Origin of the sequence: Staphylococcus sp. HGB0015, assembly GCF_000411275.1 — a bacterium.
GTDB lineage: Bacteria > Bacillota > Bacilli > Staphylococcales > Staphylococcaceae > Staphylococcus > Staphylococcus schleiferi.
Genome location: NZ_KE150417.1, coordinates 649,533 through 666,533, shown reverse-complemented (window position 1 = coordinate 666,533; position 17,001 = coordinate 649,533). Strand labels below are relative to the sequence as shown.

At 37.7% G+C, this 17,001-nt stretch carries 14 protein-coding genes; all 14 read right to left on the bottom strand.

Going from position 1 to position 17,001, the window contains the following annotated elements; all coding sequences use genetic code 11:
- Window positions 1-9: 9 nt before the first annotated feature.
- Window positions 10-1,377 carry a signal recognition particle protein gene (gene ffh / locus HMPREF1208_RS03085; protein ID WP_016424888.1) on the bottom strand — a complete coding sequence of 456 codons (1,368 nt, stop codon included), beginning with the start codon at window positions 1,375-1,377 and terminating at the stop codon, window positions 10-12.
- Window positions 1,378-1,390: 13 nt separating this feature from the next.
- The gene (locus tag HMPREF1208_RS03080; RefSeq protein ID WP_016424887.1) at window positions 1,391-1,723 is read right to left on the bottom strand and encodes a putative DNA-binding protein; all 333 of its coding nucleotides are present in this window, start codon (window positions 1,721-1,723) and stop codon (window positions 1,391-1,393) included.
- A gap of 3 nt (window positions 1,724-1,726) precedes the next feature.
- A complete protein-coding gene (gene ftsY, locus HMPREF1208_RS03075) occupies window positions 1,727-2,920 on the bottom strand; it encodes a signal recognition particle-docking protein FtsY (RefSeq protein WP_016424886.1) in 1,194 nt (397 codons plus the stop codon).
- Window positions 2,921-6,490 carry a chromosome segregation protein SMC gene (gene smc, locus HMPREF1208_RS03070; protein ID WP_016424885.1) on the bottom strand — a complete coding sequence of 1,190 codons (3,570 nt, stop codon included), beginning with the start codon at window positions 6,488-6,490 and terminating at the stop codon, window positions 2,921-2,923.
- A 3-nt stretch (window positions 6,491-6,493) separates the two neighbouring features.
- Complete coding sequence (gene rnc, locus HMPREF1208_RS03065) at window positions 6,494-7,225, bottom strand: ribonuclease III (protein ID WP_016424884.1); 732 nt, start codon at window positions 7,223-7,225, stop codon at window positions 6,494-6,496.
- A 294-nt stretch (window positions 7,226-7,519) separates the two neighbouring features.
- Window positions 7,520-7,753: an acyl carrier protein gene (locus HMPREF1208_RS03060; RefSeq protein WP_016424883.1), complete on the bottom strand. Its 234-nt coding sequence runs from the start codon at window positions 7,751-7,753 to the stop codon at window positions 7,520-7,522.
- A 277-nt stretch (window positions 7,754-8,030) separates the two neighbouring features.
- On the bottom strand, window positions 8,031-8,768 hold the full coding sequence (gene fabG / locus HMPREF1208_RS03055) for a 3-oxoacyl-[acyl-carrier-protein] reductase (protein WP_016424882.1): 738 nt from the start codon (window positions 8,766-8,768) through the stop codon (window positions 8,031-8,033).
- The gene (gene fabD, locus HMPREF1208_RS03050; protein ID WP_016424881.1) at window positions 8,761-9,687 is read right to left on the bottom strand and encodes an ACP S-malonyltransferase; all 927 of its coding nucleotides are present in this window, start codon (window positions 9,685-9,687) and stop codon (window positions 8,761-8,763) included. The genes fabG and fabD overlap by 8 nt, the downstream gene beginning before the upstream one ends.
- Window position 9,688: 1 nt before the next feature.
- A complete protein-coding gene (gene plsX / locus HMPREF1208_RS03045; protein WP_016424880.1) occupies window positions 9,689-10,666 on the bottom strand; it encodes a phosphate acyltransferase PlsX in 978 nt (325 codons plus the stop codon).
- A 1-nt stretch (window position 10,667) separates the two neighbouring features.
- The gene (fapR, locus tag HMPREF1208_RS03040) at window positions 10,668-11,228 is read right to left on the bottom strand and encodes a transcription factor FapR (RefSeq protein WP_016424879.1); all 561 of its coding nucleotides are present in this window, start codon (window positions 11,226-11,228) and stop codon (window positions 10,668-10,670) included.
- Between the two features lie 144 nt (window positions 11,229-11,372).
- Window positions 11,373-13,418, bottom strand: a complete 2,046-nt coding sequence (recG, locus tag HMPREF1208_RS03035; RefSeq protein ID WP_016424878.1) for an ATP-dependent DNA helicase RecG — start codon at window positions 13,416-13,418, stop codon at window positions 11,373-11,375.
- 2 nt (window positions 13,419-13,420) lie between these two features.
- Window positions 13,421-14,290: an L-serine ammonia-lyase, iron-sulfur-dependent, subunit alpha gene (gene sdaAA / locus HMPREF1208_RS03030; protein WP_037559235.1), complete on the bottom strand. Its 870-nt coding sequence runs from the start codon at window positions 14,288-14,290 to the stop codon at window positions 13,421-13,423.
- A 16-nt stretch (window positions 14,291-14,306) separates the two neighbouring features.
- Window positions 14,307-14,972 (bottom strand): L-serine ammonia-lyase, iron-sulfur-dependent subunit beta, encoded by a 666-nt coding sequence (gene sdaAB / locus HMPREF1208_RS03025; protein WP_016424876.1) that lies wholly within the window; start codon window positions 14,970-14,972, stop codon window positions 14,307-14,309.
- A 362-nt stretch (window positions 14,973-15,334) separates the two neighbouring features.
- Window positions 15,335-16,996 carry a fatty acid kinase catalytic subunit FakA gene (gene fakA / locus HMPREF1208_RS03020; protein ID WP_016424875.1) on the bottom strand — a complete coding sequence of 554 codons (1,662 nt, stop codon included), beginning with the start codon at window positions 16,994-16,996 and terminating at the stop codon, window positions 15,335-15,337.
- Window positions 16,997-17,001 lie beyond the last annotated feature (5 nt).

Below are 17,001 nucleotides of genomic sequence, written 5' to 3'. Positions count from 1 at the left end.
GAACTCACTTTAGAATGGCAGATTCATGCCTTTAAGCATATTTTGTAATTGGTTTTGCTTACCTTTTTTACCTTTTCCGCCACCTGTAAATTGTTTCATCATTTTCTTCATATCGTTGAATTGTTTTAACAGACGGTTGACTTCTTGAATTGAGCGTCCAGAACCGTTCGCAATTCTACGTTTTCTAGAAACATTTAGTTTAGCAGGGTCTTCTCTTTCTGTCGGTGTCATAGACTGAATAATTGCTTTAATGTGATCGATTTGTTTATCGCTCATATTAAGTTTATCCAAGCCTTTCATTTTATTCATACCTGGAATCATTCTCATAATATCATCAAGTGGCCCTAAATTTTTCACTTGATCCAACTGTTCTAAAAAGTCATCAAGTGTGAATGACGACGTGCGCATTTTCTTTTCTAAGTCTTTAGCTTTTTCTTCATCCACTTCTTGTTGTGCTTTTTCAATCAGACTTAAAACGTCACCCATACCTAATATACGTGATGCCATACGTTCAGGATGGAACAATTCTAAGCCATCTAGCTTTTCGCTCATACCTATAAATTTAATCGGTTTTTGTGTTACTGCTCTAATAGAAAGTGCTGCCCCACCACGTGTGTCACCATCTAGTTTAGTTAATGTAACACCCGTAACATCTAACTGTTGATCAAATGACTCTGCCACATTTACAGCGTCTTGACCTGTCATTGCATCCACGACTAACATGATTTCATTTGGTTTAGCAATTTCTTTCACTTCTTGAAGCTCATTCATTAGCGCTTCATCAATATGCAGACGACCTGCTGTATCAATAATAACAAAGTCTAAATGCTCATCTTTTGCATGTTGCAATGCATTCGTCACGATTTGTTGAGGTTTAACTTGATCGCCCTCAGTGTAGACAGGGATGTCAATTTGTTTTCCGACAGTCTGTAATTGATTAATAGCGGCAGGACGATAAATATCAGCTGCAACGAGCAACGGCTTTTTATTGTATTTTTTACGCATTAATAAAGCTAGTTTCCCTGCAGTTGTCGTTTTACCTGCCCCTTGTAAACCTACCATCATCACAACTGTAGGTGGTTTTTTAGCCATCGTAATCGTACTATTATCGCCACCCATTAAAGCAGTGAGCTCCTCTTGTACGATTTTAATCACTTGTTGGCCTGGTGTTAATGACTTCATGACGTCAGAGCCTAAAGCTCGGTCTGAAACTGTCTTAACAAAGTTTTTGACGACTTTAAAGTTTACGTCCGCTTCTAATAAAGCAAGACGGACCTCCCGCATCATCGCTTTGATATCAGCTTCAGTCACTTTACCTTTACCTTTTATTTTCTGCATTGTCGCTTGCAGTCGATCGGATAATCCTTCAAAAGCCATAAAGTGACCCTCCTTATTCTAGTTCTTCAAGTTCTTTAATATATGATTGAATACGTTCTGGTTCTTTAATATTTTGATGCATTAATTGATAAATTTCTTGTCTTCGTTTAAAACGACGGTATAAACCCAATTTTGCTTCATAGTCTTCTACCAAATCGCCAGTTCTTCTTATGTTATCATACACTGCTTGACGACTCACTTCAAATGTCTCTGCAATTTCACTTAATGCATAATCTTCTAAATAAAAGAGTCGTAAGTAATTACGCTGCTTTTCTGTTAAGAGTGATTGATAAAAATCAAATAAGTAATTCATACGAATTGTTTTGATCAAGTCATTTTCATGCATAGGCTATGCCTCATTCTTAGAATCATCATCATTAGATTCTGGTACATTTTGTTCGATCATGTCAGCAAACAAACCATAAACGTAACTTTCAGCATTAAATGGTTGTAAATCATCCATTTTTTCACCAAGTCCTACATATTTAACTGGGATTTGCAATTCATTACGTATCGCTAACACAATACCCCCTTTAGCTGTACCATCTAATTTCGTTAAAACGATACCTGTCACATTTGTAACTTCTTTAAACGCCTTAGCTTGTGCTAAAGCATTTTGACCTGTTGTTGCATCTAAGCAAAGTAAAACCTCATGGGGTGCTTCAGGAATCGAACGTGAGATAACACGCTTAACTTTTTCAAGTTCATTCATTAAATTTTGTTTATTTTGAAGTCGACCTGCTGTATCACAAATTAAAATATCGACACCTTTATTTTTAGCGGCGTTAATGGCATCATACATGACAGCGGCAGGGTCAGATCCTTCTCCTTGACGAACGACGTCAACACCCACGCGTTCACCCCATACTTCAAGCTGTTGAATGGCACCCGCACGGAAAGTATCACCTGCTGCGAGCATGACTTTTTTACCTTGCAATTGATAACGATGTGCTAACTTACCAATCGTTGTCGTTTTCCCTACACCATTGACACCGACCATTAAAATCACGTTTAAACGGCCATCTTCAATATTCATGACTTCTGATTGATCGTCATCTTGTTGGTATATTTCAACAATCTTTTCTACAATGGCTTCGCGTAAATCTTCAGTTTCTGTAATATTACGTCGCTTAGCTTCTAAACGTAATTCATCAACTAATTCCATCACAGTATTAAATCCAACGTCGGCTTGGATTAACATTTCTTCCAACGCTTCAAAGAAATCTTCATCCACTTTTCGATAATGCGCTAATAAGTTATTTAATTGATTTTGGAAGTTTTCACGTGATTTTTCTAAACCTTCACGGAATTTCGCACCAATTTTTTGAGATTCTAACTCTTCAAACTCTTCAATAGATATTAACCCATCATCGAACTCATCATCAATAGACGAACTATCGTCTTGAGGCTTTAATGAAGTGTCTGCTTCATTTAACTTTTTACGCTCCGCTTCATCTTGCATTGTCTCATCTTGTTGTAACAGTTCATCTTGTTCTCGCTCGGGTTTGGCAAACTTATCTTTTAATCGTTTAAAAAAGCTCATTTATTTTGAGTCCTCCTTTATCACTTCATCTATAGTATTCAAATTCACACTGACTAAACGGGAAACACCCATTTCTTGCATCGTCACACCGTAAAGACGGTCACACATTTCCATTGTGCCTTTACGATGGGTAATGACGATAAACTGTGTTTCCTTTGATAACGTTCTTAAATACGATGCATAGCGCATCACATTGGCTTCGTCTAATGCCGCTTCGACTTCATCAAGAATAACAAACGGCGCGGATCTAACTTTCAAGATTGCAAATAATAAAGCAATTGCACTTAGAGCTCTTTCACCGCCACTTAAAAGCGAGAGATGCTGTAATTTTTTGCCTGGCGGTTGGACTTTGATTTCGACGCCAGCAGTTAAATAATCTTTTTCAGTCAAAGTTAATTCTGCTTGTCCTCCGCCAAACAAGGACTTAAACACCTCAGCAAAATGGTCTTGAATCGCATGAAATGTTGTACTAAAACGGTCAGAAACCTCGACATCCATTTCTTGAATAATTTGCTCTAACGTTGATTTCGCATCACGTAAGTCGTTTCTTTGCTCAGAAAGGAACGTGTAACGCGCTTCGACCTCTTCATATTGTTCAATAGCATTCAGATTGACTGGCCCCAGTTCATCGATTGACATTTGTGTTAATTTCACTTTTTGACGTAATGCCTCAATCTCTTCAGGTTGACTTGGGTACGTTGCGGCTGCATGTTCATAAGTCATGTGATATTTTTCGTCTAAATGTTTTAACGCATGATCAATGAGTACGTCTAGTCGTGATTGGGCAGATTTAATGTCTTGATATTGACTCTCGATATCCAGTAAGTTTTGATGCGTGTCTTCTAATGCTTTTTCATTCGATTCTATTAAATCTTCTGTATCTTGACGTGTATGTCTTAGCTCATTTTGTTGATTTAAATCTGCTTGCTTTTCTTGTTGTTTTTGCGTGATTTGCGCTTGAATATTTTCTAAAATCGAACTGTCATTCACCTCATCAGAGTTTATGACTGCTAATTGATCAAGTAATTTTTGCTGATGCGCGTCGATGTCATGTTGTTCTTTATTATAACGTTTGAGATGCTGTTGCTGCGTCGTTAAACGTTCTTTAATAACGGCTAAGTCAGATTGGTATTGATGCAATTGTTGCTGAAGTTGTGTCGTCTGTACTTTACCTTCTTTATTTTTTTCAGTCATTGCTTTAATTTGTGCATCTAAAGCATTGAGTTCTTTTTCAATCTCATCTTTCCGCTTTTGCTTAGCAACTAATGTCGCTTCACTTTTATCTGCTTGATAACCGTCATTTTTTTCAAATTCAAATTCTTCATGCTCATTTTTCAAACGCTGCTCTATTTCAGTATAGCGATCAATCGCTAATGCTAAATCATGTAATTCGCGTTTCAACTGATTGTATTGTTGTTGTACCTCTACATAACGTTGACTCAAATCATCTTGCTCTTTTTTTCTTTTTTGGCAAGCTTGTTCGAGCGCCTGTGTTTGTGCAACATATTGTTTGAGTTGTGCTTGCAAACGGTTCAGCTCATCTTTTTGCCCTAATATCGTTTGGCGTTGCTGTGTACCACCACCTGTCATAGAGCCACCAGGATTAACAATTTCGCCTTCTAACGTGACGATACGCGTTTTATATTGAATTGCCCGTGCAATTTCATTCGCATGTTTTAACGTATCTACAATCAAGGTTCGACCTAATAAATTGTCGATGATATGTCGATACTGCGCGTCAACTTGCACTGCATCACTAGCAATAGTAATAAATCCCGCTTGCTGTTCCGCAATACGTACGAGTGACACATCAAGCTTTTTCCCTTTAATGACAGATAAGGGTAAAAATGTAGCACGACCTAGTCTTTTTGTTTTTAAATAATTAATGGCTTCACGTGCGGCACGTTCATCAGTAACAATGACATGTTGTGTCGTTGCGCCCAAAGCTGTTTCAATGGCAGTCGTATATTCGTTAGAAACATTGATTTGTTGGGCAACAGCACCATGGATGCCAGTCAATTGATTTTTAGCTTGTAAAACTGCTTTAACTCCTTGATAAAAATGGCTAAAATCTTCTTCACGTATTTTCATACTTTCAATTCGTGATTTTAGCTTATCATTATATCGATAAGCCTGATACAACCTTGATTCATCATCTTTTTGATTTTGTTGAATTTGAGCTAATTCATTTTCGAATTGCTCACTTTGTTGCTGCACCGCTTGCATTCGTTGTTGCTTGTCATGACGTTGCTGACTCATGGTTTCAATTTGATGTTGCGCCTCTTTTAGCTGATTATAAGCTTCAGTCAAACGTGAATCTAGGCGAGATTGCTTCACTTTATGTTCATCAATCGTACGCGTTAGAAAGCGAATATCATTATTAACGTCCGCTTGTTCCGTCATTAATTGATAGTAAGTATCTTTACTTTGCTCTAATGTTTCTTCAATGGACTCATCCGATTGATATAACTGGTCCTCTAACTTTTGGATATGATGATTAAGCGTTTTACGTTTTTCTTTCAAATCTGAAATCGTTCTTTCTACTGCTTGCATATCTTTTTCAAGTTGCGCCTGTTGACGCTCTAACGCAGCTTGTTCTTCTTCAATGCGTGCGTTGGCTTGAGACTGATTCTTTTGTCTTTCTTCAATCAATTGATATTGACCCGACAACTTTTCAACTTGCTCAGTAGATTCAATCAATTTTTGGTTAACCTTTTCAAGTTGTTGATCGATTTCATAACGCTTCCCTTTAGCGGTCTGAATCATATGCGTAATTTTAGATTTTTTTTGCGCGATTTTAGCTTGGGTGCTCTTTAATTCATTTAAGGTCGCATCATGCGTTTCGATTTGTTTTTGATAAGACTGAATATCGTGAACAGTGACTCTAATATCACTTTGTTCTAATGTTTGACTGAGTTGCAAATATTCTTTTGCGATTGACGCTTCTTCTTTTAAAGGTTCTACTCTACCTTCTAAGTCATACAAAATATCTTCAACACGTGTCAGATTGATTTCTGTATCATCGAGTTTTTCTAGTGAGGCTTCTTTTCTCTTTTTATATTTTAGAACGCCTGCTGACTCTTCGATAATTTGACGCCTATCAATCGGTTTGGCATTCAAAACCTCATCCACTTTACCTTGAGAAATAATGCTAAATGCTTCTTTTCCCAAACCTGAATCTAAAAATAACTCTCTAATATCTTTGAGACGCTGTCTTTCATTATTAAGATAAAAAGCGCTATCTCCATTACGATAAAGTCGTCTTGTTACAACAACTTCTGCAGCATCGATATTCAAAATGCCTTTGCTGTTATCTAATTTCAACTGAACCTCTGCAAAATTTTGTGCATGACGATGTTTTGAACCGGAGAAAATAATATCCTCCATCTTACTCCCACGCAATACACGTGCAGATTGTTCACCGAGCACCCATTTAATTGCATCGGTAATATTACTTTTACCACTCCCATTAGGTCCTACAATTGCAGTTACACCTTCATCAAATTCAATCTGCGTTGACTCAGCAAATGATTTAAATCCATATGCATCAATTGACTTTAAATACACCATTGTCTACTCCTTATGTGTCATTTGCAAATATGCCTGTTCAGCTGCTTTTTGTTCAGATTCTTTTTTAGTACGTCCTTCACCTTGAGATACAGGCTTCCCATTGATTATAATTTCAGAGGTAAAAGTTTTATTATGCGCAGGCCCGTCTTCTTTAGCGATACGATACGTAATGACGCCAAGATAATTCTGATGAACATACTCTTGCAATTTCGTTTTGAAATCAATCACGCCTAAATGTTGCTGATCTTTTACATGAGGAAAAATAACAGCTTCTGCAAATTTCCAAACCGTTTCTAACCCTTGATCCAAATATATTGCACCGACAAATGCTTCAAACACATCAGCCACTAATGAAGGGCGAGTTCGACCACCCGTTTTTTCTTCGCCTTTTCCTAACAAAATCAATGGCATCAGATCAATTTGCTGTGCAAAAATGACGAGTGAAGGTTCACAAACCATTGTTGCCCTCATCTTTGTTAAATCCCCTTCTGGTAAATGCGGGTATTCATCAAATAAATAACGCGAGACGGTTAATTCTAATACCGCATCCCCTAAAAATTCTAATCGCTCATTATGCTCGATTCGTTCCATATTATAATCGTTTATAAAACTTGAATGAGAAAATGCCTGTTGATATATCGAAATATCATGATAGGTTAAATGAAGTTCTTTCATTTTATTTTTAAAGTTTTTTTCAAATTGTAATACTAGTTCTTCCTTTCTCACCTTCGCCATGAGTTGACCTCCTTGTATTGAGTGTTTTTGAGGTACATGATGATGTCTTCACAGTCTTTTCCGTTCGACACAACATTCACCACAAGTGTACCAAGAGGTGATATATGAATATGAACACGCTCCCAAACTTTTAGTGAGCACATCACATGTTGTCATGTTGTTCACTAAAAGTGGGACTCATCATTCAATTGACACTTCAATCACAATTGCTCTTCTATTATACGTGATGTTACACTTGAAACCTATCAGATTAGTAAAAAATCTGAGCCGAAACATCGACTCAGATGAAAACAATTATTTTTCAAGTGTATTAATGTAATTAACAGCGTCTCCAACTGTGTTGATTTTTTCCGCTTCTTCATCTGGAATTTCAGTACCAAATTCATCCTCTAATTCCATCACTAATTCAGCAATATCAAGTGAATCTGCACCTAAATCTTCTTTGAAAGATGCACCTTCAGTTACTTTATCAGCGTCTACGCCTAAACGATCAACAATGATGTCTTTTACTTTATCGAAGTTTTCCACAGCCCTTCACCTCCTTTAAAAGCTTGTGCTGTAGTTCAACACTTTGCATGATTCTTCGTATCGAATTGAAACACTCGACTGTTATATTTTGCCATTTTATTGGCCTAAATACAACCCATTTCCGAGAAGACTCATCCGTTTACGAGAACTATTATACCATGATTCAAATCATATGAAATCGATATTTGATTAATATGCATTAAAATATTTATTTCACATTTATTTGTTACAATCATTTCACACTTTTTTAGTCTGAAACAAAGTCATGTCTCAAACTTTATTCCATATGCATGCCACCATTTACATGTATCGTTTGACCTGTGATATATTCCGCTTTATCAGAAGCAAGAAATGCAACTGTATGCGCAATATCCGTATCTTGTCCAAAGCGACCTAGTGGAATTTGTGATTTCATCGTTTCTTTCAACTCGTCATTTAATGCATCTGTCATGTCAGAAACAATAAAACCAGGGGCTACTGCATTAACCGTAATGTTACGTGATGCAAGTTCTCTTGCCGCTGTTTTTGTCATACCAATGACACCCGCCTTAGACGCAACATAGTTAATTTGTCCAGGATTCCCTACCGCACCGACGATACTTGTTAAGTTGATAATGCGACCATGGCGTTGTTTTAACATTTGTGGCGTCACTTTTTGAATACAATTAAAGACACCTTTTAAGTTTGTATCAATGACTTCGTCCCATTCACGTTCTTTCATTCTCATCAATAGATTATCTCTTGTAATCCCTGCATTGTTTACAAGTACATCGATTGAACCAAATGTTTTAACGACTTCTTTAATCATCGCTTTTACTTCATCGCCGTTTGAAACATTAGCTTGAATGGCTACTGCATCAACGCCTTTTTGTTTAATTTGTTCAACAACTTCTTCTGCTTTTTCTTGATTGCCTGCATAGTTAACGACAACATGATAACCTTCTTCTGCTAACTGCAATGCAATACTACGGCCGATACCGCGAGAAGCGCCTGTGACTAATGCTACTTTACTCATCTGCTTTCCATTCCTTTACATCTTCGAGTGTTTGGATCGAAGTTATTTTTACATTTCTGTTAATCTTTTTAACTAAACCGGATAGAACTTTGCCTGGACCTACTTCTATAAAGTGGTCTACACCTTGTTCGATTAACCATTCTACAGAATCAATAAATTGAACAGGGACATATAACTGTTTAATCATATTTTGCTTGATTTGTGTCGCATCTACTTCAGCGGATGCATTCACATTTTGAACGACTGGTGTTGTCGCTGAGTGCCATTCAAACTGATTAATATAAGTTGTAAATTCTGATTCAATGACTTGCATCATCGACGAATGAAATGGTCCTGAAACATCTAACGGTAAAACACGTTTAGCACCTAAACTTTTACCATCAGCCACAAAACAATCGATGGCTTCTTTATGACCTGAAACAACAATTTGACCAGGACAATTGATATTCGCAGGTTCAACGACGTACTGTTCCGTTGAAATTTGATCACAAATCGCTTTCACTTCATCCAAAGAGAGACCTAATACGGCTGCCATACTTCCGACGCCTTTAGGAAAAGCTTGTGCCATGAGTTCCCCACGTTTACGAACGATTTGAACGGCATCTTCAAATTTTAAAACACCGCTCATCACTAAACTCGCATATTCACCGAGACTATGACCTAATGTAAAGTCACTTTTAGGTTGTCCCATAGCCGCATAAAGCGCCATACTGTGCGTAAGAAGCGCAGGTTGTGTATTTTCAGTTTGACCTAAAATCCCTTCCGGATCCTCAAACATCGTTTCTAATAAATCAAAAGGCATTTGTGATTGTGCTTCATCAAGAATATGTGTTGCAGCTTGATCTTGTTGATACAAATCTTGTGCCATTCCGACTTTTTGGGCACCTTGTCCCGGAAACATTAAAACTGTTTTACCCACTTTATTCAGCCACCTTTTCTCTCATGTTTTCAACAATGCGCGTATCCGCTGCAATTTTTGCTTGGCGAATCGCTGAATAAAAAGCTTTGGCATTTGAACTTCCATGTGCTTTTACTACAATTCCATCAAGCCCAAGTAGCACCGAGCCGCCATACTCAGTGTAATCTAATTGTTTCGAAATATGCTTAATATCTTTTTTCATCATTAAAGCTGCCAGTTTATTTTTCACACTATGTAATAAATCATTTTTAATGATTTTTCCAAACGATTTGGCAATACCTTCTAAATTTTTCAAAATCATATTACCTGTATAACCGTCTGTCACTATGACATCTGCTTCGTCTTCCATGATAGACTTCGCTTCAATATTACCAACAAATTGAAACTGTTCAGTTTTTGACATTAAGTTAAAAGCTTCTTTTGTTAAGCTGTTTCCTTTTTTAGCTTCGGTACCGATATTTAACAACGCAACTTTAGGCGTTTCAATACCTCTTAGCTTTTGTGCATAAATATGTCCGAGCACAGCATTTTGATATAAATGTTCGGCCTTTGCGTCAGCATTTGCGCCTACATCTAAGAGGACAACACCTTTACCCTTTACTGTTGGTAATGTTACCACTAGTGCTGGACGTGCAACACCCGGTAAGCGGCCTACGATAAATAGTCCTGCCGACATGAGTGCACCCGTATTCCCAGCTGATACACATGCATCTGCCTCACCATTTTTTACCGCTTCTGCCATACGTACCATTGAACTGTCTTTTTTACGCTTAATTGCGCGAACAGGTTCATCTTCCATCGTAATTTCTTCAGTCGTATGTCTGACTTCTACTCTAGGATGCTGAATATGACATTGCTTTTCATCCCCAAATAAAATTATTTCCAAGTCCTCAAAATCATTAACTGCTTTTTCAACACCTTCGAGAACGATATTCGGTGCATCGTCGCCACCCATCATATCTACAGCTAATTTTACCATCTTATTCATCCTCACTTATGTAATACATTTTAAATATTCCTTCAAAGACTCTTTCTTTTTCAACATAAGAAGTGACACTCATTTCATAATATTTGTCATCATGAAATTGAACCTCTGCTGTTGCCATGACAACATCACCTAAATGAACAGGTTTTACAAAGTGAATATGACTTTCTTTTGTTAATACAGCGATATGTTTAACCATTGCGACACATAAAGAATTCGCTTGTGCAAACAAAACATGTCCACGCGCGATTTCATTTCTAGAAAAAACGTCCTTTTTGGTGATTGTCAAAATAGATTTCCCATAATGATTCGGTTCAAGCGAAACGATATCACCGATAATGTCTTGATCCTCCAAAGCACTAATATTTTGGTATTGATCTTTTGCGACACTTTTCACACGTTCACGTAGTTCTGGTATTTTAAGTTGACTACGATCAAGACGAATCGTTTGTATACTCACTTCAAACATCTCGCTTAATGCTTGATCCGTAATGAACGGATTTTGTTGGATGGTTGTTTCAATTAGCGCGCGTCTCTCATCCTTAGTCTTTTTCACATCATCGCCACCCAAAATTTAGTACCAAGTCTCAATTGACTCCACATTATTTTAACACGTTCAACCTTAGTTTCAAAACAATTTAATATGCTTGTAAAGTGTGATGACACAGCGATTTTCTCTCTTATTTTTTGAGTGTCATCATTAATCAAAACTTTGATAGAGTATTTTATCTTCAATAAATGTGCGCAAACGTTCGTATGCTGGCGTGAAAAAGTCACCTGATTGAATGAGTTGTGCAGCCTCATCCCTTGCAACTTCTAGCATTCGATAATCTTCAACAAGATTTCCGACTAAAAAGTCAGGCAAGCCACTTTGTTTCACACCAAAAAAATCTCCCGGTCCACGCATTTCTAAATCTCTCTCACTCAGTTCGAATCCATCCGTGGTCTGCGTCATAATTTGCATCCGTTCGATACCGGTCTCGGTTTTAGGAGAAGCAATCAGCACACAATAACTTTGATGGTCACTTCGACCGACCCGTCCACGAAGTTGGTGTAAAGTAGATAATCCGAAGCGGTCTGCATCATATATCATCATAAATGTTGCGTTAGGCACATTGACCCCTACTTCGACAACAGTTGTTGCAACAAGCACATCAAGTTCATGAGCACTAAACTGATGCATCACTTGATCTTTCTCATCCGAAGTCATTCTTCCGTGTAACAGTCCAATCCGCTGATTTGGCAAGGCAACTTGCAGATTTTCATATAAAGCAATTGCATTTTGCACATCTTCCAAATGCTCAGAGCTTTCTATTAATGGTGAAATGACATAAGCTTGGCGTCCCTTTTTCAACTCATTATTCATTTTTTCAATGGCTAGATCGTATCTTTCATGTTTGATCCAATGCGTTTGAATAGGCTTGCGTCCTTTAGGTAGACTTTTTATTGATGAAACATCCATTTCACCAAAAACTGAAATTGCCAACGTCCTAGGTATAGGGGTAGCTGTCATAAATAATACATTGGACAAAGCCCCTTTTTCACGCAGCTTCTGTCTTTGTTGAACGCCAAAGCGGTGTTGTTCGTCTGTAATTACTAAGCCCACATCTTTAAAATTAACGTCATCTTGAATTAATGCATGTGTTCCTACTACACAATCTATCTCTCCGTTTTCCAACTGTTCTAAAAGTAATTTTCGTCTTTTCCCTTTGACCGAACCTGTCAGAAGTGCCACATTCATATGCGGCCCAAATAGTTGTGCAAGGCTATCAGCATGTTGTTCTGCAAGAATTTCTGTCGGTACCATTAAAGCAGATTGAAAACCTGCAGTCTTCATCGCATACATACAAATCGCCGCTACAACCGTTTTACCTGACCCAACATCTCCTTGTAACAAACGATGCATCCGTATCGGCGCTTTCAAATCTCTAAAGATTTCATTCACACTCTGCTTTTGACCTTCTGTTAATTCAAATGGCAACGTTTGAATAAAAGCTTTGACTCGTTGCAAATCATGATCCACTTCAATCGCTTCATCAGATGATTTTTCAATTCTGTTCAACCATTGCATCCGTAATTCAAACATAAAAAATTCTGTAAATGCAAACGTTCGTCTCGCTTTAATGAGAGACTGTTGATCTTTCGCTTCATGTAAAGCGTGCAATGTATCGCTCAATGTTTCTAATTTATATTTAGTACGCAACGCTTCAGGTAACCATTCTTCAATCGTAATATGATTTAATGTTTCTCGTATCATATCTCTAAGTTGTTTTTGTTTAATCCCTTCCTTTACACGATAGATGGGGGTGTACTGGGCATCGGAAAGGGAATCAGCACTAAAAAACATTTTGTTTCCATTTATTTCTTGCTTTCGTCGTGACCATTTCCCTTTTATAATGACTGTTTCATGTAATTGGATTTTATTCTTCAAATAGGGCTGATTAAAATATATCGCTTTCACTGCAACGCCATTTACCATTACATGCACAGTTAACTTAGAGCGGTTACGTCCAAAAAAAGCGACAGTTGGAGTCGAATAAACTTCTCCTCGAACTGTCACATTGGCTTCATCTTCCGCAGTTGTGATATCTACCAACGTATTATCTTCATAACGCGTTGGCAAATAAAGCACAAGATCTTGAATGGTATCAATATTCATTTCATTTAAAACGGCGAGTCGCTTTGGACCTAAGCCTTTAATTTCCTTTAAACTATAAGGATTATTGATAAGATTGATGTTTGTCATATTTAATCACCAAAAATTTGTTGTTTTAATCGTTGACCGGTCGGTGTACCTGCCAAGCCACCACGGCCCGTTTCACGTAACGCAGAAGGCATCGTTTGTCCAATTTTGTACATCGCATCAATCACTTCGTCGGTAGGAATACGAGATTCAATCCCCGCTAAAGCCATGTCAGCAGAAACAATCGCATTTGACGCACCTGCAGCATTTCTTTTAACACAAGGGACTTCCACTAAACCTGCGACCGGGTCACAAACTAAGCCGAGCATATTTTTAAGACAAATTGCAAATCCTTCTGCGGATTGTTGTGGCGTACCACCTGCCGCTTCTACAATAGCAGCAGCTGCCATCGCACTTGCTGAACCCACTTCAGCTTGGCATCCGCCTGCCGCCCCTGAGATAGAGGCATTATTTGCTACAACGAAACCAAACGCGCCTGATGTAAGTAAAAAATTCAGCATATCTTGTCGACTTAATTGTAATCGATTTTTTAGTGAAAATAAAACGCCAGGTACAACACCTGCTGAACCAGCAGTTGGTGTCGCACAGATTTTCCCCATTGCTGCATTGACTTCATTTGTTGCCACTGCTTTACTCACAGCATCTAAAACGAGATCTCCAGCAAGGATTTGGCCTTTTTCAATATACGCTTTCATTAAAACAGCATCGCCACCTGTTAGCCCTGTTTTAGATGTGACGCCAGCAAGTCCTTCTTCTAATGCTTTTTCCATTGTTTCTAAGTTATGATTCATCTGTGTATAAACAGCTTCAGCAGACAAACCTGTAACAGCCATCTCTTGTTCGAGCATCACTTCATATATCGCTTTATTTTCAGCTTCACATTTCGCAATTAATTCTTTCACACTCTTAAACATTTTAATGCTTTCCATTTTACGCATCCCCCATTAACGATACTGTCACAACACCAGGTACTTTTCTAATCAAACCTAAAACATCTTCACTAATATCATCATCTAATTCACAGGTCATTAATGCTTCGTCGCCTTTTTCTTTACGCGCGACTTGCATACTCCCAACATTAATGCTGTAATCACCTAAAATATTAGCTACTTTACCTATTGTACCGAATGTGTCTTGGTGGAAGACGAGTAAGGTTGGATAATTACCACTAATCGCAAGTGGAAAACCATTAATCGCCACAATTTCTATTTTGCCACCACCGATTGAAACACCTTCAACAGATATATTTTTATCGCCATCTGTCATATCTATAATCGCTGTATTCGGGTGTGAACGTTCCTCAGTCATTTCTATAAAATGTACCCGCATTCCTTGTGATTCTGCGGTTTCCAAACTAGATTCAATTCGATCATCATCTGTATCGTAACCTAACAATCCGCCGACCAATGCTACGTCTGTACCATGTCCTTTGTACGTTTCCATAAAAGAACCATATAAATAGATATCAGCACGATTCGGTTGTTTTCCAAACAGATCTCTAGCAACCAATCCGATTCTGACTGCACCTGCTGTATGTGATGATGAAGGACCGACCATTGTTGGCCCTATAATATCAAATACGCTTTTATACTTCATTTTTTGCTCCCCCCGTTTTAGACCACTTAAAGTGTAACTTTATTATAACAATCTTCCATATTGATTAAAAATTTGACATTGTAAACATATAAAATAGAAAGTTTCATAAATATTTAAAACATCTTCTTAATGACATGCAATCACTCAATATCATTCATTAACGCCACTAATTGATGTTATTTTTCATTAAAAATAGGAGTAAAACAGTCATCTCATATTAAACAAGAAATGACTATTTCACCCCTATGAGGCGTAATCACATATGAAAGTAATCCATCTATTTCATTGCGCCTCTTCAACATAGATATCAGCGCCCTAAGTCAAGCATAAAAGACCGCACACTGAGCTACTGAATCCATGGTTTATTCGACGGCAAACAAATAAGGATAAATAGGTTGTTGACCATTTTGAACTTCAATCTCAACATCTTCAAAATGTGTTTCAACAAATGATTCAATCCATTCAGTTGTTTCTGAATTTGCTTCATCACCAGTAATAATCGTTAGAATTTCACTATCTTCATCCAACATTGTTTCCAAAGTTTTTTGAACGACTTGTTGTTCATCACGATCACTCGCAATGATTTTATCTTCCACTAATCCCATATATGCATCTTTTTCAATTTTAATGCCATCAATTTTTGTATCTCGAACAGCATATGTAATTGAACCAGACTTCACATTTTCTAAAGCCGCAGTCATCGCAGTTTCATTTTCATCAAGTTCAACACTTTCATCATAATGGAACATAGCTACAATACCTTGAGGCACAGTACGCGTTGGAATGACAACAGCTTCTACGTCAACAATTTCAGCTGCTTGTTGACTGGCCATTTGTATATTTTTATTATTCGGCAAGATAATTGCACGTTTGCAACCACTTTCATTAATCACATTGACGATATCTTCCGTAGACGGATTCATCGTTTGACCACCACTAATGACATGTGTTGCACCCATGGATTTAAATAATTCCGTAATGCCCTCGCCCATAGAAATCGTAACGATTGCCGTTTCAACATTTTGAGCAGGTTCTTGCTTTTGTTTTGTACTTTCATTCGATGCTTCTTTACGTAATACCTCACGATGTTGTTCGCGCATATTTTCAGCTTTAACTTTAATTAATTCACCGTATTTTTGACCGAACGTGAATACTTCGCCTGGCGTCTCAGTGTGAACATGAACTTTAACAATTTCATCGTCACTAATCACAAGTAAAGAATCACCAAATCCACTCATATCTGAACGGAAAGTCGTTTCATCAAATTTTTCTTTGCCAGGTTGAAAGCGGACCATCATTTCAGTACAGTAACCGTAAACAATATCTTCTGTGTTAATGACACCGTGAAAATCATGTTCATCATTAAAGAAAGTTTCTGTATCCACTTTAGGTGCATGCGCTTCTACTTTTTCACCTTTCATTGCTTTTAAGAAACCTTCATAAACAAGCGTTAATCCTTTACCACCACTGTCAACAACACCGACTTCCTTTAAGACAGGTAAAAGATTCGGTGTATTTTCAAGTGATTTTTGCGCAGCCTCATAAACGCGCGTCATCATTTCCAAACAGTCTTCTGTTTCTTCAGCTACATCGATTGCTGCTTGTGCTGCATCTTTCGCAACAGTTAAAATTGTTCCTTCAACCGGTTTCATCACTGCCTTATACGCTGTTTTAACACCGGCGTCAAAACTGTGCGCAAACTGCTTAGCATCGATATCTTTTTCATCTTCTAATGCTTTAGAAAAACCTCTAAAAATTTGCGATAAAATCACACCTGAATTACCACGTGCGCCCATCAACAAACCTTTTGAAAAAGCTTTCCCTAAGTCACCGATATGACTTGTAAGATGACTTTGAACTTCTTCGCGCCCTGAAGTCATAGATAAGTTCATATTTGTCCCTGTGTCCCCGTCAGGTACTGGATAAACATTTAACGCGTCAACCATATCCGCATTATTCGATAAGTTTTGAGCCCCTTGTATAATCATTTCGGCAAATAAATTGCCGTTGATCTTAGTAATCATGCAAA

Coding starts and splice junctions, on each gene's coding strand:
- smc (WP_016424885.1), bottom strand. CDS start 6,490: ATGGTGTATTTAAAGTCAATTGATGCATATGGATTTAAATCATTTGCT.
- HMPREF1208_RS03080 (WP_016424887.1), bottom strand. CDS start 1,723: ATGCATGAAAATGACTTGATCAAAACAATTCGTATGAATTACTTATTT.
- ftsY (WP_016424886.1), bottom strand. CDS start 2,920: ATGAGCTTTTTTAAACGATTAAAAGATAAGTTTGCCAAACCCGAGCGA.
- fabG (WP_016424882.1), bottom strand. CDS start 8,768: ATGAGTAAAGTAGCATTAGTCACAGGCGCTTCTCGCGGTATCGGCCGT.
- ffh (WP_016424888.1), bottom strand. CDS start 1,377: ATGGCTTTTGAAGGATTATCCGATCGACTGCAAGCGACAATGCAGAAA.
- plsX (WP_016424880.1), bottom strand. CDS start 10,666: ATGGTAAAATTAGCTGTAGATATGATGGGTGGCGACGATGCACCGAAT.
- sdaAB (WP_016424876.1), bottom strand. CDS start 14,972: ATGAAGTATAAAAGCGTATTTGATATTATAGGGCCAACAATGGTCGGT.
- sdaAA (WP_037559235.1), bottom strand. CDS start 14,290: ATGTTTAAGAGTGTGAAAGAATTAATTGCGAAATGTGAAGCTGAAAAT.
- rnc (WP_016424884.1), bottom strand. CDS start 7,225: ATGGCGAAGGTGAGAAAGGAAGAACTAGTATTACAATTTGAAAAAAAC.
- fakA (WP_016424875.1), bottom strand. CDS start 16,996: ATGATTACTAAGATCAACGGCAATTTATTTGCCGAAATGATTATACAA.
- recG (WP_016424878.1), bottom strand. CDS start 13,418: ATGACAAACATCAATCTTATCAATAATCCTTATAGTTTAAAGGAAATT.